A 22,688-nucleotide genomic window follows, 5' to 3' on the forward strand; every position below is an offset into this window, starting at 1 on the left:
ATATAATTTTGAAAATCATCAAAAAACAGGAAGAATTATGAGCAAACATTATGATTATATCGCGATTGGTGGTGGGTCAGGGGGCATTGCATCCATCAACCGTGCTGCCAGTTATGGTAAAAAATGTGCCTTGATTGAAGCCAAGCAGCTAGGCGGTACTTGCGTCAATGTGGGCTGTGTGCCCAAAAAAGTGATGTGGTATGGCGCCAATATGGCAGCGGCGATCCATCATTATGCGCCTGACTATGGCTTTGATTTGGATGTTAAACAATTTGACTTTGCCAAATTGGTACAAAGTCGCCAAGCTTATATCACCCGCATTCATCAGTCGTACAACAATGGCCTCAAAAATAACCAAGTCGATGTGATTCATGGTTTTGCCAAATTTGCCGACCAACATACGGTTGAGGTGTATAAAAATGACGGCACAATAGAGACCATTACCGCTGACCATATTTTGCTAGCGATGGGGGGGCGACCTGTTCGCCCAGCGATTGAAGGGGCAGAGTTGGGTATTGACTCGGATGGTTTTTTTGACTTGACCGAGTTGCCACCGCGGGTAGCGATTGTGGGGTCAGGCTATATCGGTGTCGAGATTGCAGGGGTGATGAATGCATTGGGCTCAAAGACCCATTTGATTGTGCGTAGCAAGCGGGTGCTCAAAAACTTCGATGCCGACATTGTCACCACGCTCACCCATATCATGCACGATGATGGTATTGAATTTCATTATGGATTGCTGCCACAACAAGTGCGCAAAAACCAAGATGGCTCATTGAGCATTGAATTGTCAAACAATGAGACCTTGACGGTGGATTGTTTGATTTGGGCAACGGGTCGCGAACCTGCAACTGATACCATCAATCTTGATAAAGCGGGCGTTGAAGTCAATGAGCAAGGCTTTGTTAAAGTCGATGCCTATCAAAATACCAATGTCGAAGGTATCTATGCCGTCGGCGATATTATCGAACATGGTATTCAATTGACCCCAGTGGCGGTGGCAGCAGGTCGTCGATTATCTGAGCGCTTGTTTAACAACAAACCCAATGAGCATTTGGACTATAACCTAGTGCCGAGCGTGATTTTTAGCCATCCACCGATTGGTACTATAGGGCTGAGTGAAGAAGAGGCGGTTAAAGGCTATGGCATCAATGCAGTTAAAGTCTATAAATCCAGTTTTACCCCGATGTATAGTGCAGTGACCAAGCACCGCGAGCCGTGTCACATGAAGCTGATTTGTGTGGGTGAGGAAGAAAAAGTGGTAGGCTTGCATGGTGTAGGTTTTGGCGTCGATGAGATGATTCAAGGTTTTGCTGTGGCTATCAAGATGGGCGCGACCAAACGTGACTTTGATGACACGGTGGCGATTCATCCGACTGGCTCAGAAGAGTTTGTCACCATGCGCTAAGCGAATTTTTAGGGTAAAAAAAGCGGACTTAATCATAAGCCCGCTTTTTTTATAATTTTTTAATGACCGCTTATTGAAAAATCACATATCCACTTTGAGCCTATCCCAATACTGCTGATACAGTGCCATTATCTCATCGCCTACGTCTTCACGAAACATGGCATGTTTTAGCAAATCAGCTGGCGGATACACAATCGGATTGTTAGCAAGCTCAGGTGGCATCTCTTTTTTTGCCGCCTCGTTGGGCGAGCCGTAGCCGATTTCTTCGCTAATCATGGCAGCGTATTTGGGTCGCAAGATAAAATCGATAAACTTATGGGCGTTGTCGTTGTTTTTGGCATTTTTGGGAATGACCATGTTATCCATCCACATAATAGCGCCTTCTTTTGGATACACAAAGTCCAGCTCTGGCATCCCTTGGTCTTGCGCCATGATGACTTCACCGTTCCAAGCCAAGCCCAAGTAAGTTTCCCCTTCCATAAACGGCATGCGCGGTGCATCTGAGTTAAAGGTGCGCACATTGGGCATCAGCTTGGTGAGTTTTTCATACGCTTGTTTGATGGCTTCAGGGTTTTTGGTACTGCCGTTATAGCCAAGGGTCAATAGACTCATGGTGAACACGTCACGGATGTCATTCATCAGCATCACGCGCCCTTCGTACTCTGGCTTCCACAAGTCATTCCAGCTGCTCAAGCTTGCTTTAGCAATGCGTTTGGTATTGACTGCAATGCCTGATGAGCCCCACAGATAGGGAATACTAAACTTGTTTTCAGGGTCAAAAGGGGCGTTGATAAAGGTTTTGCCAAGGTTGCCAAAATTGGTTAATTTGGCATGGTCGAGCGGCTCAAGCATCCCTTCCTTACGCATTTTGTCGACAAAATCCGTCCCTGGAAACGCCACATCATACTCACCACTGCCATTCATCAGTTTGAGTTTGGCGTACATGGCTTCGTTAGAATCAAAGGTGCTATAAATAACGTCGATACCTGTCTCTGCGGTAAAATCTTTAAGCACTTGGTCAGAGATATACTCCGTCCAGTTATAGACATTGACAACCTTGCCGCCTTGACTGGCAGTAGGCGCAGACGCCGCAGCGCTAGTCGCGGTCTCGCTCGCTTTTTGACAACCCGTTAGATTACTTGCCAGCCCCCCTGTTAAAACGGCACCGCCAATGCCTAAGCCATACCCTAAAAAACGTCTTCTATTGAGCATCCGAGAAATCATATAAGTCTCCTTAACGTTTTTGGGTCGATGGTAGATTCATCGACTTTTTGGCAAGTAATAACTGCGAGATAATCAGACCCAGTAGCGAGATTGCGAGCAAGATTGTACCAACGGCGTTGACTTCAGGTTTTACCCCGACACGCACCATCGAATAAATCTGTAATGGTAAAATCTCAAATTCAGGTCCTGTATTGAACGTCGATACCACCACATCATCAAGTGATAGGGTAAAGGCAAGCACCCAGCCCGCCAAAATCGCAGGCAAAATAATCGGTACAAGCACGGTACGAATCATGGTGAATTCATTGGCACCCAAATCACGCGCCGCTTCCAACACGCGGGTGTCGAGGCTAGATAGACGCGCAGTCACCGTAATCACCACAAAGGGCAGACAAAAGGTAATGTGCGCAATTAGCAACGTCACAAACCCCAGCTGTATCCCCACAATCAAAAATAACGCCAATAGCGAAATCGCCAACACAATCTCAGGCGACATCATCAGTACAAATAGCAAGCTTTGTAGTATCGATTTACCTTTAAAGTCATAACGCTGCAACGCTAACGCCGTCAAACCGCCAATCGCAGTGGAAATCGTCGCAGCCACTACCGCCAATATGACCGAGTTGATGGCAGCTTGTACCATCGCGGCATTACTAAATAACTCGCTGTACCAATGGGTACTAAAACCGCCCCATTGATAGCCGACTTTTGAGGCATTAAACGAGAAGATTACCATCACCGCAATCGGCGAGAACATCAGCAGATATACGATGGTCAAATACAGGCGAGACAGCCATTTCATAGTATTAGACATAGCGTCCCCCTTATGCCACTTCGTTGTAGTCAGTTTTGCCAATGCGTTTGCTACTGGCTCGATACGCGATAATCAGCAATGCCATGGCAAGCGTCAATAGTACGGACGCCGCGGCACCAAATGGCCAGTCACGGGCATCCAAAAACTGCGATTTGATGATATTACCCACCAACAAGTTGCGCGAACCGCCCAAGATATCCGCCACATAAAACATGCCCATGGCAGGCAACAGTACCAGCAATACCCCTGAAATAATCCCTGGCGTAGTGAGCGGCAAAATCACGTGCCAAAAGGTTTGTAGCTTGTTAGCGCCCAAATCTTTGGATGCCAAAATATAATCGTCACGCAAATCCACAAATACCGCATACAGGGGCAGTACCATAAACGGAAACAGCAAATACACCAAACCGCCAATAACCGCTTTTTGGGTATATAAAATTTGCAGTGGCTCGTTGATAAGCCCAAGGTTAATCAGCATGGTGCTAAGTAGACCATTGGCCGCCATAATGAGTTTCACCGCATACAGGCGCACCAATGAGTTGGTCCAAAAAGGAATCACTAGCAATAACATCAATAATGACTGCCATTTTTTATCCGCTTTACTGACCAGATAGGCAAATGGATAACCGAGCAGCAAACAGATAATCGTCGTCATCCCTGCCATCGACAGCGAATGTAAAAACACTTTTAAATAAAGCGGATCAATCAATCGAATATAGTTGTCGAGGGTGACAGGCAGTGTTAAAAACTTATCTTCATCCCGGGTCAAAAAACTGGCGGCAATCACCAAGATATTGGGAATCAGGGCAAAAATAATCAACCATGCCCAAATCACAAACAGGGTCGCACGCTGAAAACCGCGCCCGCCTTGTTTTGTCATAACAGGGGCAGGCGTGTTAGCAGTCGAAATGCTAGAGGTCGAAGGTGAAGTAGTATTATTCATCTGGCAAAATCCACTCCCAACCATCGACCCAGTCAATACGCACTTCTTGCCCCAGTTTATAGTTAAAATTCGGATCGTCTTCGTTAAAGTACTCTGACGTTTTGACGATATTGCCGTTTTTTAATCGAATCACAGAATCTAATGTGCTGCCTTTATAAGCACTGTCTACCACGTTGCCGATTAAGCCTTCATGCCCTTCATGGGTGTAGTACACGCGGATATCTTCAGGGCGCAGTAGTAAGTTGACATTTTGACCGACTTGCACGTCAAATTTTGGACGGGGCAATTCACGAACCGGATGAAAGCCGTCATTTTGCTCGACCACTTCCACTTTGATGCTGGCTGGGTTGACCTCTAGCACTTTACCTTTAAACAAATTGGTCTCGCCAATAAAGCTTGCGGTAAATAAATTGGCAGGCGATTCATAGATGCCAATGGGCGTATCAATTTGCTGGAATACGCCGTTTTTCATGACGGCAATCCGGTCAGACATCGACAAGGCTTCTTGTTGGTCGTGGGTCACGAATACAAAGGTAATACCCAGTTCACGCTGCAAGCGTTTGAGTTCTGATTGCATTTGCTCACGTAGTTTGGCATCGAGCGCTGATAGAGGTTCATCAAGTAGCAGCATTTTTGGGCGATTCACCACGGCGCGGGCGATAGCGATACGCTGCTGCTGACCCCCCGACAAATCTTGCGGACGACGATTGATGGTATGGTCAAGTTGTACCATCGCCAACGCTTCCCGCACCCGCTGGTCGATTTCGGTTTTGGGCACGCCTTTAAGTTTTAGTCCATAGGCGATATTGTCGTACACATTCATGTGCGGAAACAGGGCATACTGCTGAAATACCGTATTAATCGGACGTTTTTCCGCAGGTAAGCCTGCAATATCAACCCCTTCTAGATGCAAACTACCGGCATTGGGTAGCTCAAACCCGCCAATCAAGCGTAGCAGGGTAGTTTTGCCGCACCCAGAAGGCCCCAGCAGCGTCAAAAACTCCCCGTCATAAATATCTAGATTGATATTTTGCAAAATTTGGGTATCGCCATAAGATTTGGATAAATGACGGATTTGTAGTAGTACCGGTTTTTGGTTGGTCGGCTGGGCGCTATCAGGCATAGCTGATGGTGCGTTTAGGGTGGTTTGTGGCGTTGATGCGGACGTTGATGCAGACATAGGCACAATCTCACGGCAAGGCTAAAATAGCGGGCTAAAATGGCATATTTATGATAGGGTCAACGCGCAATCAGCATGACAACATAAATACAGAGTTTTTCGATAGTTTCACCTGTGAAAATACAGTTAAAAGTTGCGTTCAGTATAACGGCTAAAATTAAAAAATGTTACTGAAAATTGACCTACTATTCATAAAATTTTAGTGGCTAATTTTAGTAGAGAATAAGGGGTTGATTTGGCACAAATCAGCAACGTAACTTTTTACCAAAGCCATTAAAATAGCAAGCTTGAACGACTTTGATGTGATGATAATTTAGCCAGTGACCGATTGAACATTTAGCTATTGAATATTTACCTATTGGACATTTACCTATTGAAAATTTAAGAGACACGCCATGCCTAGCAAAAAAAAGCCTCAAGACCCAACGACTCAAACAGCCACTCAAACAACAAATGCCCAAACAACAACCACTCAAACAGGCGCAAACAATACGGCTTCTCAAACCACGGCTAACAAAATACCCGCAAAAAAACCAACCGCTAAAGAAACAGCGACCAAAAAACCAACAAAGGACACAACAGCCGCGCTGCCCATCGCTATCGCTTTACCCAAATCCTTACATCATGCTCAGTGTGTGGATTTGACGCGCCATCGCTACCAAGGCAAGCTACTAACCCAAGCGGATAGTATTGCACTTGGCAAACAGCAGCGTAAGGCGTATCCATTAAAAACCTTGGCTGCCATCAGCCAACGTCCGACTGCCATCGACGCGCTCAGTCTTTATCATTGGTCCAATCAAGGTCGCTTATCAGAACTGCTGCCCATCCGTGCCAAGCGCATGAGTGTATCGCCGTTTACTTTTTTTCGCGGGATGCCCGCTTTGATGCTGTTTGACCAAGCATGGCAGGGGCAACATTCTGGGCTATTTCAGCAGATTTGCGGCGATTGTCATGTTAGTAATTTCGGCGGTTATGCCAGTCCTGAGCGCAATTTATTATTTGGCATTAATGATTTTGATGAAACCATCGTTGCGCCATTTGAATGGGATTTGCAGCGACTGGTCGCCAGTATTTTAATCGCCAGTCAAAGTTTTAAGTATGTAGAATCGGTGGGCTATAAGGCCATTGAAAAACTGCTGACCAGTTACCTTGATGGATTAGAAGCGCATTGCAGCTTATCACCGCTACAAGTGTGGTATGAAAAAATCGACACCCATAAAATATTGGCAAATACCGAAGACGTGACTGTTCGTAAACGCCGTCATGCCGATTTTGAAAAAGCCAAAAAAAATGATGCGGTAAAAATGCTGCCAAAATTGACTGAGCGTGATACTGTCACAGGGTTACATGCGTTTAAAACGGACGGTGAATTGCAGCGACCACCACACCGAGGACAGCCTTTTTTTGCCGGTAGCCACGCCTTTTTTGACGCTTATCGAGATACCCTAAAGTCAGATAGACAAGTGTTGTTTGACCGCTATGATTTTACCGATGTGGCACTCAAAGTAGTTGGGGTGGGGAGTGTCGGTACTGTGTGTGCGGTGGCATTATTCCAAGATGCCGACCATGAGCCGCTGATATTGCAAATGAAGCAAGCCAAAGCGTCTATCTTGACACCCTTACTGGCAAAACAATTTAGCCATCAAGGCAAGCGCGTGGTTGAAGGGCAACAATTGATGCAGGCATCGAGTGATATTTTCTTGGGCTATGCATCGCTTGATAACTTTGAGATGGATTTTTATGTCAGGCAGCTGCGGGATATGAAGTATTCCGCGTCTCTTGAGAGCATGACGGCTGCCCATTTTTACGAATATATTGAAAGCTGTGGCCATGCCTTGGCGCATGCGCATACCAAAGCGGGCAATGCCGATACGCTTATGGGCTATCTGGGCAATGGCAGTGAATTCATCCCTGTCATGCAAGCCTATGCCGAGCAAACTGCCGCTCGCAATGCCCAAGATTATGCGCAATTTATGAACCAAATAGCTGATGGGCATATTGCTGTGGCAGGCGATGAGGTATTATAGTAGCTATACAACCGTCTTGAAAAAAATTTTGAGTTTTAAAAAGTTTAAAATGATAAAAAATATCGCGTTTTATATCATCACAAATTTCGTTATTGTCCCTAGGTGAAAGGAGAAAACCAAATGCCAAACAGTCACTTACCGCGTCCCGAAACTGCCGAGCAAGCGCTCGAGATGCTCAAACAAGGCAACGCACGATTCGTAGAGAATGTGCAAAACCCCCAATCAACCTTGCTAGCGTCTAATGCGCTCACCCATGTGCATGAACCGTTTGCGATTATTTTGGGTTGTTCTGATGCGCGCGTGCCTGCTGAGATTGTCTTTGATCAAGGTTTGGGTGATTTATTCGTCATTCGTGTAGCAGGTAACGTAGTCGCGCCGTCTCAGATTGGCTCGGTTGAGTTTGCCACTGAGAAATTCGGTACCAAGTTAGTCGTGGTGTTGGGTCATTCACATTGCGGCGCGGTGACGGCTTGTGTGGAGACACTGATCAATCCTGATCAGCAGTTTTCCCCCAATTTACGTTCGATTGTTGACCGTATCCGTCCCAGTGTGTACAACTTGCATGAAATTTATACCGCCAATGGACAAGACATTGACGAGCAAGAGTTGATTAATCGCGGGATTAAAGCCAACGTGCGTATGTCAGTCACCCAGCTCAAACACGGCTCTCGTATTCTTGAAGATGCGGTTAATAATGGTAGCTTAATTATTGTTGGGGCGGTGTATGATTTGGACACCGGTAAAGTGACATTTATTGAGTAGCAAATATTGCATAGAGAATAGTAAATAGCCAATTGAGCAGCTTACCTAAGTGCAATGTTATGTAATATTATTAGCCATGATGTTATGAGAAATGACGGCTATATTTTTACCCAAAAGTTAATTAAAATTAAACAGTATTGAATTTTTGGCAAACTGTCGTTATTAATGACGTTTAGTCAACGTCTTTTTCTTTTAAGGTTTTTTCTTTTAGAGGCATATTACAATAAGGATCACTATGTCAAACTTGTCCGCTACCAATGGGTTTATCTTTAATCACACCATGCTTAGGGTGAAAGACCCGCAAGTGTCTTTGGCTTTTTATCAAGATGTATTAGGCATGACGCTACTACAAACCAAACGCTATCCACAAGCGGAATTTGATTTGTATTTTTTGGCAAAGCTTACCGATGAACAGGTGGCAAATTTGCCGACCGATACTGCCGCGCTAGCAGCATTTACCTTTAGTCAGCCAGGGGTGCTAGAATTGACCCATAATTATGGCACGGAGTCTGATGCAGAGTTTCACTATCACAGTGGCAACAGCGAACCACAAGGATTTGGGCATATTTGTTTTGCCGTGCCAAATCTGCAAGAAGCGGTTGCTTGGTTTGAGCAACATCAAGTCACCTTCAAAAAACGCCCTGAAGAAGGTACGATGAAAGATATTGCCTTCATCTTGGATCCAGATGGTTACTGGATAGAAATCGTACAACCAAACTTAATGGGTTAATCGCCCATGAAAAAAAGGGCAACTGTGATTGCCCTTTTTTATGGTGTTTTATTAAGATTGTGTTTTGTTAAGCCTTGAGGTTCAGCCAATCTCTGGGTTTTAGATAAAAATCCGTGAGTTCAAATTCAGGCGTTCCTGCGAGAGGCTCATAACGATATTCCCAGCCGGTGAGCGGCGGCAGACTGACCAAAATCGACTCAATGCGCCCGTTTGATTGCAAGCCAAACAAAGTACCGCGGTCATACACCAGATTGTATTCGACATAGCGACCGCGACGGTACAACTGAAAATTACGCTGCGGCTCGGTATAGCGCGTGTGTTTGCGTTTCTCAAAAATCGGGATAATACCTTTAAGGTAGCCATTGCCTACCGCCTGCATAAACGCAAAGCACTTATCAAAATCCCAGCCCATGCTAAGCGTGTTCAAATCATCATAAAACAAGCCGCCGATGCCGCGTTGTTCGTTACGATGCTTTAAATAAAAATACTCATCGCACCACGTCTTAAACTTGGGATAAATATCTGCCCCAAACGGCGCGCACAAATCATGACACACTTGGTGCCAATGCACACAGTCTTCCATCACAGGATAAAACGGCGTTAAATCAAAGCCCCCACCAAACCACCAAATCGGCTCGTAGCCTTCTTTTTCCGCGATAAACATCCGTACGTTGGCATGACTGGTTGGCACGTTAGGATTGGTCGGATGAATCACCAGTGAGACACCGAGTGCTTGTGCTTGGCGACCAGCAAGTTCAGGGTGGCGAGCGGTGGCAGTGGCTGGCAGATGGTTGATAACAATGTGGCTAAACATCACCCCGCCTTTTTCGATCACTTTGCCGCCTTGAAGTACATTGGAGCGACCACCGCCCAAATTTTGATGGGTGCCTTGCTCAGTGGGTCTCTCCCAAACATCGGCGACAAATTTGGCATTGCTGGCACCTTCAGCATATAGATTAAAGCCGCCAGTGGCTTCTTGGTGTTCTAGCGCTTGGCAAATACGGTCTTGTAAATCAAGTAAATAGGCGCGAACGGCTTGAACATTGGGTGAGGAGAGCAGCATAGACATAGCAATAGTTCTTTTAAAAATTTTTAGCGATTAAATTTTAGCGGTTAATTTTTAGTGATTGATTTTTAATAATCATTGTAACACATAATCGCGTGGGTAAAATTTAGCGTATTGGGCGTATTGACTGATGACACGCATAAATATTTACATAAAACCGTTAAAAAAATCGTCACAGCCGCTATCCAAACGGTCAGAAAACTCATAAAATGCCATGACGTCTTGATAAAATTGAGTTGAGATTTTATAAACTGATTAGCCCAGTGATACTGATTGATTTAGCGATATAGTTATTGGGATCATATAGTTATCGCACTATCAAGTTATCAGATGGATGATTACATTAACCGTTTTTGGAGAAAACCATGAATAAATTATTAATCGCATTAGTGACGGTCATCAGCCTTGTGGGTTGTGGCAAAAAAGAAGAAGCCAAAACTGAAACCACCACGACGACAACGACCACCACAACAGCGTCTGTACCCGCCAATACAGCGACTGCAACGGCGAATACCGCGACTGCTACTGCGTCACCGGCAAAATAATAGTGGCGAAAACATGATTGATAAAACCGCTAAGCCGCTTAGCGGTTTTTTTATGCTTTTTTTTATGCTTTTTTTTATGCCATGGCAGATTTATCAGCTTAAGGTTTTAGCAGGTTTAGCCTGATTTGTGTGTACCAATTCAGCATAGATCAAGTCAGCATAGATTTAATGAATAATCGCTAAAATTTTGCTAAAATAAGCGCCTTTTTTTGATACCTACACTCTAGAAAATGCGGTTAAAACAGCTCAAGCTGGCAGGCTTTAAATCCTTTGCCAATCCTACAACGTTTCATTTCCCCAAAACCATCACCGCGATTGTCGGGCCCAACGGCTGCGGCAAATCCAATGTGATTGATGCCATCCGCTGGGTGCTGGGCGAATCCTCCGCCAAGCAGCTCCGCGGCGGCGCGATGAGTGATGTCATTTTTGCAGGCACGCAAGACAAGTCCGCCAAAAGCTTGGCAAGCGTAGAATTGGTGTTTGAACATACCCGCGGCGAAGATGGTAGCAGCGGCATCCACCACGCGCTAAATCTGTATCAAGAATTATCGGTACGTCGGCAAATCAATAAAGAAGGCAAATCCGATTACTTTATCAATGGCACCAAAGTACGCCGCCGCGATGTGGTCGATATTTTTTTGGGTACAGGCCTTGGTGCGCGCTCGTATGCGGTGATTGAGCAGGGTATGATAGGGCGCATCATTGATGCCAATGCGTTGCAGCTACGAGAGTTTATCGAAGAGGCGTCGGGCGTGTCGCGCTACCAAAGCCGGCGTGATGACACCCAAAAACAGCTTGATACCGCAAGCGATAATTTAGCGCGGCTGCATGATATGGTCAGCGAACTGACCAGCCAACAAAAACGCCTGGAAAAACAAGCCAAAACAGCACAACAAGCCCAGCAATGGCAACAAGCGCAGCAGGCGATCAGTGAGCAGCTACTCATCGATGACTATGGGCAGGCATGGCAAAAACAGCAAACCCTCGCGGCAGATTTTCAAGCGATGCGTGAGCGTGTGGATGCTCAGCAAGTATTCATTGAGGGATTAATCGAGCAGCAGCAACTTGCCCAGCAGGCTCTGACTGAGCAACAGCACACTCTACAAACCCAGCAAAATCTTGCTAAGGATTATTGGCAGCAGCAGCATGAAACGCAAAGTCTACTGAAACAAGCTGAGCAAGCCCTTGCCAATGACCAACAACGCCTTAATATCCTCAATGTTGAGCTGGGTCGTTTTGCAGCGTATCAACAAGAGTTGCAAGCACAAAAACAGCAAGCACAAATGCGTATTGAAGGCTTACCTGCAAAGCTTGAACAGCTCACCGCACAGTTGCAGCAATTGCGTGATGAACAAGATGATTGCAAACAGCAGCGTGAGCAAATTGCAAAAAATTTAGTGGCGTTAAATAAGCAAAAGCAAGACGTAGAAAAAAATCTTGCCGTCAGTGAAAACGCCCTCAAACACCATGCCAACCAACAACAGCGCCACCAACAACGCCAAAGCGAACATGACAAAGCCGTACTGGCATGGCTGACTGCTAAGGCCGCATTTGATCAGCAATTTGCAGCGTTTGATGACAACGAGCTAGACACACAAATGACGAGACTCAGTGATGAGATTGAACGTCTTGAAGCCAATATCATCGCCCGTCAAGAATCTATCGCTGACCAAGCCGATGAAGTTGACAGCTTAACCCATCAGCATCGCCAAGCTGAGCAGCAGTACCAAGCGTGGCAAACCGAGCAAGCGACACTACAAAATTTGCTAGCACAGCAGCAGTCTGAGCTTGACAAAGTTATTTACCAGTCAGCCAATCAAGAACACACTAGCAGTTTGCCAAAACTTATCAGTCAACTGCAATTGACCGAAACAGGTAAGGGGTATGCCAATGTTTTTGATACCCTAGTTACGGTATTTGCCAAATGGTCTATCGCCGCTGACCAAGATTTTGCCCAAATCGTCCATGACCATGCGGTGTTTATTGATAATCAATCAACTTTACCTAACACTTCGAAAAATCACACAGCGAACAGTCATCTAATAGAAGGTTGTTTGCCACTGTCTGCTTTGATTGCGGCGCCCAATTTGGCTATTTTTCAGCAGGTTTGGATCAGTGCGACGCCACTTGACTGGGCAGATGTGCAGGATAAAGGGCTGCTCGATAACTTACCAACGGGCGATTGGTTGCTGGTGCATACCTCAGCGCAACAGCTGATACTCTGTAATCAGCAGCTGCTGATTAACCTAAGCCATTTGTTGCAAGCTGAGGGTCAGCAGGTTATCAGTTTTAGCCAGCAGTTGATGAATGAAGCCCGTATTGAAGAGCTCGATGAACACTTAGCGCAGCAACAACCGCAACTACAGCGTCTAGCCAATCGCTTGCAACAAGCGAAGGTTAGTCTGCAAGAATGGCAAGCGCAAGACCGAACCGCGCGTAATCAACTGCTAAGCCTAACCCAGCAACAACAGCAATGCCAGCAACGAAAACTACAACAGCAGTATCACTATCAATCCGCACTCGATAAACTTACGCAAGATAAAAAACGCCTCGATAGTGACAGCGAGCGTCTACAACAAGAGGGGCTAGGTTTTGCGGACAAATTGCAGCAAGAACAACAGCGGGTGTATGAGCTAAGCAACACGCTTTCGCATTTACAACCGCAATTACAGCAACAAATCAGCGAGCGCCAGTCACTCGATGAACGCTTAAACCAGTTTACCAGTCAGCAGCGCGAGCTAGAACAACAACAAAATCGCATCACCCAAACACTGGCAACCGGACAATTGCAAATCACCGCAAGTGAGCAGCAACTTGCCAAAGCTGAGCAAGACCAAGCAAGATTCACCAGCGAGCAGCAGCTGCTGAGTCATAAAATTAGCGAGCAACAGGCACGCTTGCCACAGCTACAACAGCAACTCACGTTGGACTCGACGCAACTGCAAACCGCCAATGACAGCGTTACCCAATTGACAATCACCTTGAAAACCATGGAAACCGAGCTACATCAAGCGCAATTGGGTGTGCAAGAGTCTCAGCAGCAGTTAAGCCAACTACAACAGCAATATCACACCACCGACACCGCATTGGCACTAGCCAAGCAAAACGTCGCATTAATTGGTGAGCAATTGACTGGTCGCAAAATCGCCGTGCCAAAAACTGACAACATTGATTTACTGGGTAGCAGCAAACGCGAGCAACTACAACAACAACTCGATCAGTTAGCATCACAGGTGGTTAATCTTGGGGCAGTCAATCATGCCGCGGTGGCTGAGCTCGGTGAAGTGAACAGCCGCTTGGCGCCCCTTGCTGAGCAAATCTCGGATTTGACCGCAAGCATTGAAAAATTACAACTTGCTATCCAGCAGATTGACAGTCAGACCAAACAGCTTTTTATGGATATGTTGACCCAAGTCAATATCGAGCTTAACAAGCTATTTACCCAAGTATTTGGCGGCGGGCAAGCGCAGTTGGTGTTATCAGACCATACCAATGACAAAGATAACAGCGGCAAAGGCTGGCAGTCAGGATTAGAGCTTATGGCGCAGCCGAAAGGCAAAAAGAACAGTAGGCTGGCGCTGTTATCAGGCGGTGAGAAAACCTTAACGGCGCTAAGTTTAATCTTTGCTATTTTTAAACAGCAGCCCGCGCCATTTTGTGTGCTCGATGAAGTCGATGCGCCGCTCGATGATGCCAATGTCGCGCGCTTTACCCGCTTAATTGAGCAGCTTGCCAAAGACGTACAGTTTGTTTTTATCAGTCATAACAAACTTGCCATGCAAATTGCCGATGAGCTCAAAGGTGTGACCATGCCAACGGCAGGGGTGTCCAAGCTGGTCAGTGTGGATATGGCTGAGGTGGAAGCTTATTTGGCATAAGCGATTTTCACCTGTCAAATACGCAAAAAGTCAAGCCTTGTCACGGTTTTTTCTAGCTGATTTTATGAAGTCATGATAGTATAACGGCAAAAATACCGATGTAAAAATTTTTACACTACAAACAGGGTCGTTATCGTCTTTCTCAAAGGTCGTTGTTTATGTCTATCACTCAGCTTATTCTTATCATTCTTGCGGTTGTTGCTATCGTTTGGGGTATTTACACGCTACTAAAATCCATTCGTCAAAAAAACCAAGATGTATTAGCGACTGACGCGATTGAGCATGACAAAGATGGTTTACCTATTATTCCGCGCCATCAGCGCCCTGAGCCCCAAGAAAGCCAGTTATTCAAAGCGGAAATTACATCCGACAATCCTAAAGGCGAAGTAAAGCTAAGCGCGGACGATACCGAGTTGCACCTAGATAACTATCCAGCCAATGGCGGTTTTGCCAATGCCAATGCCAATGCCAATGCCAATGCTAATGTCACTAAATCTGCCAATGACAAATTATTGGCAGAAACCCATACATTTGTGGAAAACGAAAACGACGCTTTTAGCATGCTTGCCAATGCCACAGAGACTATCACCCCGGTTGTGCATACTTTCGATGAAAATCAGCTAAAAAATGACAGCTTTACCGATAACAGCCCAATTTTGGACACCCATATCCAAGCGCAAATTGACGAAGAACAAAACAGCCCACTCAACAACGCCATTCAAAATATCAACATCAGTATTTTTCCCAATCAGCAGTTTGTCGACATTAAAGGCGATTATTTGTTAGAGCTGATTGACAAGTATGGCTTGAAGTTTGGTGCGATGAATATGTTCCATCGCTACGAAAACAAAGACGGGACAGGCTTATTGTGGTTTAGTCTGATGATGATTGATAATGAAGGTATTTCACCTTTCGATCTCAATCGACTACCGATGCAAACCATGAAAGGCTTGGTACTATTTTTATCGCTCCCACACCCACGCCCTGTTCAAGGCTTTGATAGCATGATGAGTATCGCAGGATTGCTTGCCAATGACCTAAATGCCACAGTATATGACGACACAGGCGAGCCGATTAACAAAGAAAATACCCAAGCCATGCGCGAGCTTGCCATTAATTTTGGTCGATAGATTTTACTAAAATAAAAAAAGGTGCTCCTCGCGAGTGCCTTTTTTTATGGTTAAAAAGCTTTATGGTCAAAATGTTTACTGTTTTGACTGACCTGATGACGGAAAAAATTGACCAATTAAACCATCACTTTGTTGTAAAATATCCGTTATCTTTTTTAAATCATCATGATTATGAACACAGCCGCCATTACTGCGCAAATGCGCAAACTCATTGCACAGCTAAAACAACATAACCACGCTTACTACGTCTTAGATAATCCGCTGTTAGAAGATAGCGAATACGACCAACTTCGCCAAGAACTGGTGGCATTAGAAACCGCGTATCCTGAATTGGTACAAAGCGATAGCCCTACCAACCAAGTAGGCGACAAGCCGTTGCCATTTTTTACCCAAGTCACCCACCAAATACCCATGCTGTCACTGGGTAATTTATTTACCTTTGACGATTTACAGAACTTTATGCGACGGGTCAATGACCGTTTGGCAGACCATCAGCAAAACCCCGAATATGAAGTCGAGCTCAAACTTGATGGGCTTGCGGTTTCACTGTTGTACCAAAACGGGCAGTTGACCCAAGCGGTCACGCGCGGCGATGGTCAAACGGGCGAAGATATTACCCAAAACGTGCGTACTATTCGAAATCTACCCCTGCAGCTGGCGATTGATATACCACGGCTAGAAGTGCGCGGCGAAGTACTCATGCCCAAAGCAGGGTTTGCCAAGCTCAATCGTGATGCACAGGCGAAAGGGGAGAAAACCTTTGCCAATCCGCGTAATGCCGCTGCGGGAAGTTTGCGCCAACTTGACCCAAATATCGCCAAAAGTCGTCCACTGGCGTTTTATGCCTATTCCGTCAATCAAGGCTTACCCGCTGAGATTACCACCCAATCCGATGCGCTTTTTTGGCTAAAAGCGTTGGGGTTTAGCATTAGCGATATCAAAATCGTGCAAACAGCCGCGCAGCTGCAAGCGTATTATCAAGCGGTGATTGAAAAACGCAGTCGCTTACCCTTTGAAATTGATGGCACGGTGATTAAGGTCAATAGTTTAGCCTTACAAGAGCAACTAGGCACTTTAAGCCGTGAACCACGCTGGGCAACCGCCTATAAATTCCCTGCCGAAACTGTGATGACGCGTCTAAATGCGATTGAATGGCAAGTTGGGCGCACAGGTCAGTTGACGCCTGTGGGCAAACTTGAACCTGTCAATGTCGGTGGCGTCACTGTGAGCAATGTGACCCTGCATAATATCGGTGAAATTCAGCGTTTAGACATTCGAGCAGGGGACATGGTCAGCGTACACCGTGCCGGTGATGTCATTCCCAAAGTTACGCGCGTTTGGACGGACGAGCGCCCTGCCAATGCCCAAGTGGTGAGCTTGCCGACGCATTGCCCGGTGTGTGATTCACCCGTTATCATGCCAGAAGGTGAAGCGCTGGCACGATGCACCGGCGGGCTATTTTGCCCAGCCCAGCAACAAGAAGCACTGATTCATTTTGTCAGTCGTAAAGCGATGGATATCGATGGGCTCGGTGAACGCTGGTTGATTAACTTTTTTGAGCAAGGTATTGTTAAAAATGTCGCAGATATTTATGCGCTTAACAATCACCGCGATGCGCTCATCAACCTTGAAAAATTGGGGGAAAAATCTGTCGAAAATATGCTAGCCGCCATTGAAAAAAGTAAAGATACGACCTTACCGCGGTTTATCTTTGCCTTGGGTATTGGTGGCGTGGGTGAGAGCACAGCGATGAATTTAGCCATGCAATTTGGCGACTTGCAGCCGCTCATGGCAGCGAGTATCGAAGCCTTACAAAAAACCCCCGATGTCGGTGAAAAAACCGCAGACTCGATTTTTGAGTTTTTTCGTGCCGAGCACAATATCGAAGTCATCAATCGATTATTACAAGCCGGTATTCATTGGCAGCCTGTCAGCCCAGTGCCTGAAGGTAATCAGCCGCTTAAAGGTCAAAGTTGGGTCATTACAGGCACCCTTGAAAGCATGGGACGCGATGAAGCCAAAGCCAAACTGCAAGCATTAGGGGCAAAAGTCTCAGGCAGTGTTTCTGCCAAGACCACCGCACTGCTCGCAGGCGAAAAAGCGGGTAGTAAACTTGCCAATGCCGAAAAACTGGGGGTAAAAGTAGTCACTGAAGCGCAATTCACCGATTTATTAAACAGTTATCATGCCTAATATATGCTTGATATTGTAGAAAAAGTTAACGTAACCTTGAGTAAGCTATTTGTTGCCCAAACTCTAGCAAGGTTACTTACAAAACACGTATAAATCAGTCTTTATTCATAACAATAGGGTGAAAAATTTACGCTAATATAACTTCCGTAAGTTGCTAAAAGAATTTGACATTTTAGCAAATGGAAACCCTACTGGAGAAAAGTATGAAATCACTTAAAACACTTGCGGTACTTGCAACACTTGTTGGTTCAACAGCTTTAACAGCGTGTGCAACCACTGATGCCTATGGCAACCGCGTCACTACCCAAGGCTCTTCTCGCGCGGCGACGCAAGGCGCGGTAGCGGGTGCAGCATTAGGTGCACTGGCAAAATCAGATGGCAACCGTAACGACATCGGTAAAGCTGCGGCAATCGGTGCAGCAGCGGGCGGGGCAACAGGCTATGTATTAAGTACATCACCTAACTACCCATACCAAAAATAAGCTATACTAAAAGTCATAGCCTATCTCGACAGCATCCGACAGCGATGCTGTCAAAAGCCAACCCTTTAATGGTTTGGCTTTTTTCTTTGCTAAACGTTAGGCAAGCTATTTGATACAATCAAAGATAAGTTCAACTAGGTGATTTTTATTTTTCTAACCTAAACTGCTAGCCTGAATCATAGCGTTACAAAATCAAGCGTATAAAAAAAGCCCTTATCAATTCGATAAGGGCTTTGGGTATGGTGGATCGTCCGCGACTCGAACGCGGGACCAATGGATTAAAAGTCCACTGCTCTACCAACTGAGCTAACGATCCTGAAAAGCTTTGATAATTCTTTAATAATTAAAACTTTTACAGTATAAAATAAGTTCTAATATAAATGGTGGATCGTCCGCGACTCGAACGCGGGACCAATGGATTAAAAGTCCACTGCTCTACCAACTGAGCTAACGATCCAAAACATTTAAGGCAATAAAAAACGATTTTCACGTTTTTATTTTGGCTATTGCCGTTAAGTGAGTGCATATTATACGCATTAAATCTTGGTTTGCAAGCCTTTTTGCACAATTTTTTTAACTAAAGATTTGCATCGAAATAGAGCCGTAAATTCATTGACTTATGATACGTTTTCATCCCTTTAATCTTTAACTTATCCAGCCTTAATTAAATAAATCTTGATTGGCTAGATGTTAATTAATCAGGTGATGAAACTTTTATTCACCACCTGATAAGGCATCAACAGGGTTGAGTCTGGCGGCATTGCGCGCCGGAATAAACCCAAAAACCACACCAATGAGAGTCGAACACACCACCGCCGCTACAATGGAGGTAGTTGAATACACCACTTGGAAATTACCCCCTGCAAATTTGTTAATTAAAGCGCCGATACCAAACGCTAGACTAATGCCTAAAACCCCGCCCAAGATACACACTAAAATCGCTTCTATCAAAAACTGCTGCATGATATCAGATTGTCTTGCACCCACTGCCATGCGCACACCAATTTCACTGGTACGCTCTGTGACTGAGACGAGCATGATATTCATGACGCCAATACCCCCCACAATCAACGAAATAATGGCTATCGATGATACCAGTAATGTCATCGTGCCTGTGGTGGATTCAATGGTCTGGCGAATTGAATCAGAGTTTTGAATACGAAAGTCATCGGTGCCATGGCGCTGCTCTATCAAATCAGAAACAGCTTGCTCAGCGGCACTAGACGAGATAGTATTTTTTAGTAGCACAATAAAACTATCTACATGACTGGTGCCAACCATTCTACGCATCACAGTGGTATAAGGCATATACAGGGTAGGGGTGTCTGAACTTGGACCAAAAGCTTGCTCAGATGGCTGCAGCACACCGATGACACGAGCGGGCACACTACCCACCAACATCACTTCACCAATGGGGTCACTGACATTGGCAAAAAAGGCAGTTTTTGCATTATCATCAATAATCACATCTTGGGTCATGGAGGTGATACTATTGTCATTAAAGGTTTGCCCAAGTGCGAGTTTTTCCCCTTTCACCGTTAGATAATCTTTGCCCACGCCACTGACATTCACCGAAACTTCTGTTTCACGGTAACGGGCGGTGGCGCTATTGCTGCTGACTTGTGGACTGACGCTTTGCACATACGGCTGTTCTGCGACAGCATTGGCATCGGCATCTGTTAAATTATCATCATGGTATTTACGGCGAGGGTCACCAAATTTATAGCCATCTCGTATGGTTAAAGTATTGGTGCCTAAGGAGCTAATATCATTGAGAATTTTTTGTTGAGAACCTTGTCCTAGACCCACTACCGATACCACAGAGGCAATACCGATGATAATACCTAGCATGGTTAACAATGTCCGCATTTTATGCGCTTTCATCGCCAAAACGGACATCTTAAAGGCTTCAGATAATCGGTCCAAAAACGCGGTAACACCAGATTTTTTGGCAAAATTTAGGTGTTGAACCTCTTTGGTTTTATCAAATCTATTATCGGTATAATAATCTTTGAGGATGCGTCCGTCTTTGATTTCAATCACGCGTTCGGCTTGGGCAGCGATAGAAGGATCGTGGGTCACCATAATGATGGTATGACCTTGGCTATTTAGATTTCTTAAAATTGCCATCACGTCTTTACCCGATTGGCTATCTAATGCCCCAGTCGGTTCATCAGCCAGAATAATGTCGCCACCATTCATTAAGGCACGAGCGATAGACACACGCTGTTGTTGACCACCGGAGAGTTGGCTAGGGCGATTTTGGGTTTTTGCCGCCAGCCCTAAGTCGTCTAATAATTGAGTGGCGCGCGCTTCACGTTGCCGCACGGGCATCCCTGCATACACGGCAGGGACGGCGACATTGTCTTGGGCATTGATGTCACCGAGTAAATGATAGCGCTGAAAAATAAAGCCAAAATGCTCACGGCGAAGCTCGGCAAGTTCGTCTGCGGTGAGTTTGTCCACCGCTTTGCCATAGATGTGGTAACTGCCCGCGGTCGCCTGATCTAGGCAGCCTAAGATATTCATTAAGGTGGATTTACCCGAGCCTGATTGACCAATAATTGCCACCATTTCGCCTTCATAAATGGTCAAGTCAATCCCATGTAAAACCCGAATTTTTTCATCACTTGCAGGAAATTCGCGGATTAAATCCTTCACTTCCATGACAGGTTGTTTGGTGTCTTGCGTTATCATCAGCCGTGTATCTCAAAGTTAGCATGCGTCATAGGTTATAATCAACGTTTACAATCTAGGGTTATCATCTACCGATGACTACATCATCGGTGGACCACCCTTATTTTTAGACGATGAACTTGATTTACTCACCGCTGCTTGACCCACAACCACCTTATCCCCTTGGTTGACGCCGCTAAGAATTTGGGTGGTAATACGATTGGTGACGCCTGTTTTGACCGCTTGTTTTTTGGTACTACCATCGGCTTGTACGACTTCAACATAACTGCCTATTCTTGGGTCATTTTTGATTGCTGCAGCCGGTACGCTAAGCACATTATTGACTTTGTTTTCAACAATATAGACTTGCGCTGTCATATTGATGCGTAGCGCGCCATCGGGATTGGGGACAGTAAAATAACCAATATAATAAATCGCTGAATCCGTTGACGTTGATGAATCACTGGCGGTAGTGCCATCGGGCGCAGGTCCAATGGTATCGAGCGTGGCTTGGTATTTCTTATCTGGGCGTCCAATGATATTGAAATAAACAGGCAACCCTACTTTTAGGTTAACGACATCGGCTTCTGATATTTTGGCTTTCACGCGCACACTGCTCAAATCTGCCAATGTCACAATGGTGGGGGCTGATTGATTGGCATTTACTGTTTGCCCTTCTTTGGTGGTGATAGAAATCACCGTGCCTGACATCGGGGCAACAATTCGGCTATATCCAAGATTTTTTTCAGCCGTATTGACGTCCGTTTGCGATTTTTTTATGGTTTGCTGTGCACTAACAATATCGGCTTGCGATGAGGCAATATTTGCTTGGGCAGTCGCAATCGCTTGTTTGGCGCTTTCTACATTGGCTTGGGCTGTTTTGACAGCGGTATCCGCTTGCTCCAGCTCTTGTTTGGAGACGGCATTCATGGCAAGCAAGGATTTTAGGCGATTGTATTCTGTTTGCGAATGTTGCAAGGTTGCTATTTTACCTTTCAAGTCGGCTCGCGCTGTGGCAAGCGCGGCTTGTTTGGTCTGATACGCGGCCTTGGCACTTTCCAAATTCGCTTTGCTTTGCTGTAAGGTAGCCTGCTGCGTGGTTAAGGTATTTTGCAGGGTCACTGGGTCAATTTGAGCAATAACATCGCCTTTTTTGACCGTATCACCCACTTCAACATACAATTTTGTCACTTCCCCTGACACCTGAGCGCCCACATCCACTTGTTTAATGCCTTCAATTTTGCCCGTGGCCATGACACTGTTTTCAATATCGCTACGTTCGACATTGGCGGTGATGTAATTGGGTTTTTGGGGTTTGGGTTTAAAGTACCAATAAGCTAACGCTGCCAGCGAAATAACGATCAAACTTAAGATTGCCCATTTGAGCCATTTTTTTTGGGTAGCGGTCATCGTGCCAAGCCTTATCAAAGGATAAACAATTGAAAAAAATGAAAGGTAAACAAATAAAGTTTTTAACACTGAGCATTAAAAGCTAAATGAGAATAAATTGCAATAAAAATAGGTAAGTCGCAAGGATTATAAATTATAACCACATAATCTTACTGGATTATAAAATAAATGTTATGAGTAAGAAAAACACATTAAAAATTTGGGGGGTGGTGGTTTGATG

General features: G+C 45.3%; 16 protein-coding genes and 2 tRNA genes. 9 read left to right on the forward strand and 9 right to left on the reverse strand.

The features are described from left to right. Positions 1–37 precede the first annotated feature (37 nt). The gene (gorA, locus tag RTR63_RS06435) at positions 38–1,408 is read left to right on the forward strand and encodes a glutathione-disulfide reductase (RefSeq protein ID WP_309592576.1); all 1,371 of its coding nucleotides are present in this window, start codon (positions 38–40) and stop codon (positions 1,406–1,408) included. 81 nt (positions 1,409–1,489) lie between these two features. Here the strand turns inward: gorA and RTR63_RS06440 are convergent, their stop codons facing one another. From RTR63_RS06440 to potA, 4 genes are read right to left on the reverse strand one after another with little or no spacing between them, the layout of a single operon-like run. Beyond that, positions 1,490–2,632 (reverse strand): ABC transporter substrate-binding protein, encoded by a 1,143-nt coding sequence (locus RTR63_RS06440; protein WP_312523325.1) that lies wholly within the window; start codon positions 2,630–2,632, stop codon positions 1,490–1,492. 10 nt (positions 2,633–2,642) lie between these two features. Further along, positions 2,643–3,446, reverse strand: a complete 804-nt coding sequence (gene potC / locus RTR63_RS06445; protein WP_198510933.1) for a spermidine/putrescine ABC transporter permease PotC — start codon at positions 3,444–3,446, stop codon at positions 2,643–2,645. Between the two features lie 10 nt (positions 3,447–3,456). Next, positions 3,457–4,326 carry a spermidine/putrescine ABC transporter permease PotB gene (gene potB / locus RTR63_RS06450; RefSeq protein ID WP_312523333.1) on the reverse strand — a complete coding sequence of 290 codons (870 nt, stop codon included), beginning with the start codon at positions 4,324–4,326 and terminating at the stop codon, positions 3,457–3,459. Between the two features lie 55 nt (positions 4,327–4,381). Then, positions 4,382–5,569, reverse strand: a complete 1,188-nt coding sequence (gene potA, locus RTR63_RS06455; RefSeq protein ID WP_409418202.1) for a spermidine/putrescine ABC transporter ATP-binding protein PotA — start codon at positions 5,567–5,569, stop codon at positions 4,382–4,384. Positions 5,570–5,964: 395 nt separating this feature from the next. Here potA and RTR63_RS06460 point away from each other — a divergent pair, with 395 nt between their 5' ends. The 3 genes from RTR63_RS06460 (at position 5,965) to gloA (ending at position 9,088) form a co-directional block, all read left to right on the forward strand. Continuing rightward, complete coding sequence (locus RTR63_RS06460) at positions 5,965–7,596, forward strand: DUF2252 domain-containing protein (protein ID WP_312523326.1); 1,632 nt, start codon at positions 5,965–5,967, stop codon at positions 7,594–7,596. Positions 7,597–7,716: 120 nt separating this feature from the next. Continuing rightward, positions 7,717–8,358 carry a carbonic anhydrase gene (locus RTR63_RS06465; protein WP_159375037.1) on the forward strand — a complete coding sequence of 214 codons (642 nt, stop codon included), beginning with the start codon at positions 7,717–7,719 and terminating at the stop codon, positions 8,356–8,358. 235 nt (positions 8,359–8,593) lie between these two features. Beyond that, the gene (gene gloA, locus RTR63_RS06470; RefSeq protein WP_065264285.1) at positions 8,594–9,088 is read left to right on the forward strand and encodes a lactoylglutathione lyase; all 495 of its coding nucleotides are present in this window, start codon (positions 8,594–8,596) and stop codon (positions 9,086–9,088) included. 67 nt (positions 9,089–9,155) lie between these two features. Here gloA and hemF read toward each other — a convergent pair whose 3' ends face one another. Further along, positions 9,156–10,151: an oxygen-dependent coproporphyrinogen oxidase gene (gene hemF, locus RTR63_RS06475; RefSeq protein WP_203172606.1), complete on the reverse strand. Its 996-nt coding sequence runs from the start codon at positions 10,149–10,151 to the stop codon at positions 9,156–9,158. Between the two features lie 368 nt (positions 10,152–10,519). Here hemF and RTR63_RS06480 point away from each other — a divergent pair, with 368 nt between their 5' ends. The 5 genes from RTR63_RS06480 (at position 10,520) to RTR63_RS06500 (ending at position 18,382) form a co-directional block, all read left to right on the forward strand. Then, positions 10,520–10,699 (forward strand): hypothetical protein, encoded by a 180-nt coding sequence (locus RTR63_RS06480; RefSeq protein ID WP_062331398.1) that lies wholly within the window; start codon positions 10,520–10,522, stop codon positions 10,697–10,699. Between the two features lie 230 nt (positions 10,700–10,929). After that, complete coding sequence (gene smc, locus RTR63_RS06485; protein WP_312523327.1) at positions 10,930–14,577, forward strand: chromosome segregation protein SMC; 3,648 nt, start codon at positions 10,930–10,932, stop codon at positions 14,575–14,577. 158 nt (positions 14,578–14,735) lie between these two features. Further along, positions 14,736–15,707, forward strand: coding sequence for a cell division protein ZipA C-terminal FtsZ-binding domain-containing protein (locus RTR63_RS06490; RefSeq protein ID WP_312523328.1), 972 nt, complete (start codon positions 14,736–14,738; stop codon positions 15,705–15,707). Positions 15,708–15,878: 171 nt separating this feature from the next. Further along, positions 15,879–17,900 (forward strand): NAD-dependent DNA ligase LigA, encoded by a 2,022-nt coding sequence (gene ligA, locus RTR63_RS06495; RefSeq protein WP_312523335.1) that lies wholly within the window; start codon positions 15,879–15,881, stop codon positions 17,898–17,900. Positions 17,901–18,103: 203 nt separating this feature from the next. Continuing rightward, on the forward strand, positions 18,104–18,382 hold the full coding sequence (locus RTR63_RS06500) for a lipoprotein (RefSeq protein ID WP_007115896.1): 279 nt from the start codon (positions 18,104–18,106) through the stop codon (positions 18,380–18,382). A 240-nt stretch (positions 18,383–18,622) separates the two neighbouring features. On the opposite strand, the gene RTR63_RS06505 is transcribed toward RTR63_RS06500, so the two are convergent. The 4 genes from RTR63_RS06505 to RTR63_RS06520 all read right to left on the reverse strand — a co-directional run bounded on the left by RTR63_RS06505 (position 18,623) and on the right by RTR63_RS06520 (position 22,468). Further along, a tRNA-Lys gene (locus RTR63_RS06505) sits at positions 18,623–18,698 on the reverse strand. Between the two features lie 65 nt (positions 18,699–18,763). Beyond that, positions 18,764–18,839 (reverse strand) — tRNA-Lys (locus tag RTR63_RS06510). 257 nt (positions 18,840–19,096) lie between these two features. Then, the gene (locus RTR63_RS06515) at positions 19,097–21,079 is read right to left on the reverse strand and encodes a MacB family efflux pump subunit (protein ID WP_312523329.1); all 1,983 of its coding nucleotides are present in this window, start codon (positions 21,077–21,079) and stop codon (positions 19,097–19,099) included. A 78-nt stretch (positions 21,080–21,157) separates the two neighbouring features. Next, entirely contained in the window at positions 21,158–22,468 is a 1,311-nt protein-coding gene (locus RTR63_RS06520) for an efflux RND transporter periplasmic adaptor subunit (RefSeq protein ID WP_312523331.1), read from the reverse strand. Positions 22,469–22,688 lie beyond the last annotated feature (220 nt).

Origin of the sequence: Moraxella sp. CTOTU47724, assembly GCF_032014955.1 — a bacterium.
Classification (GTDB): Bacteria; Pseudomonadota; Gammaproteobacteria; order Pseudomonadales; family Moraxellaceae; genus Faucicola; species Faucicola tetraodonis.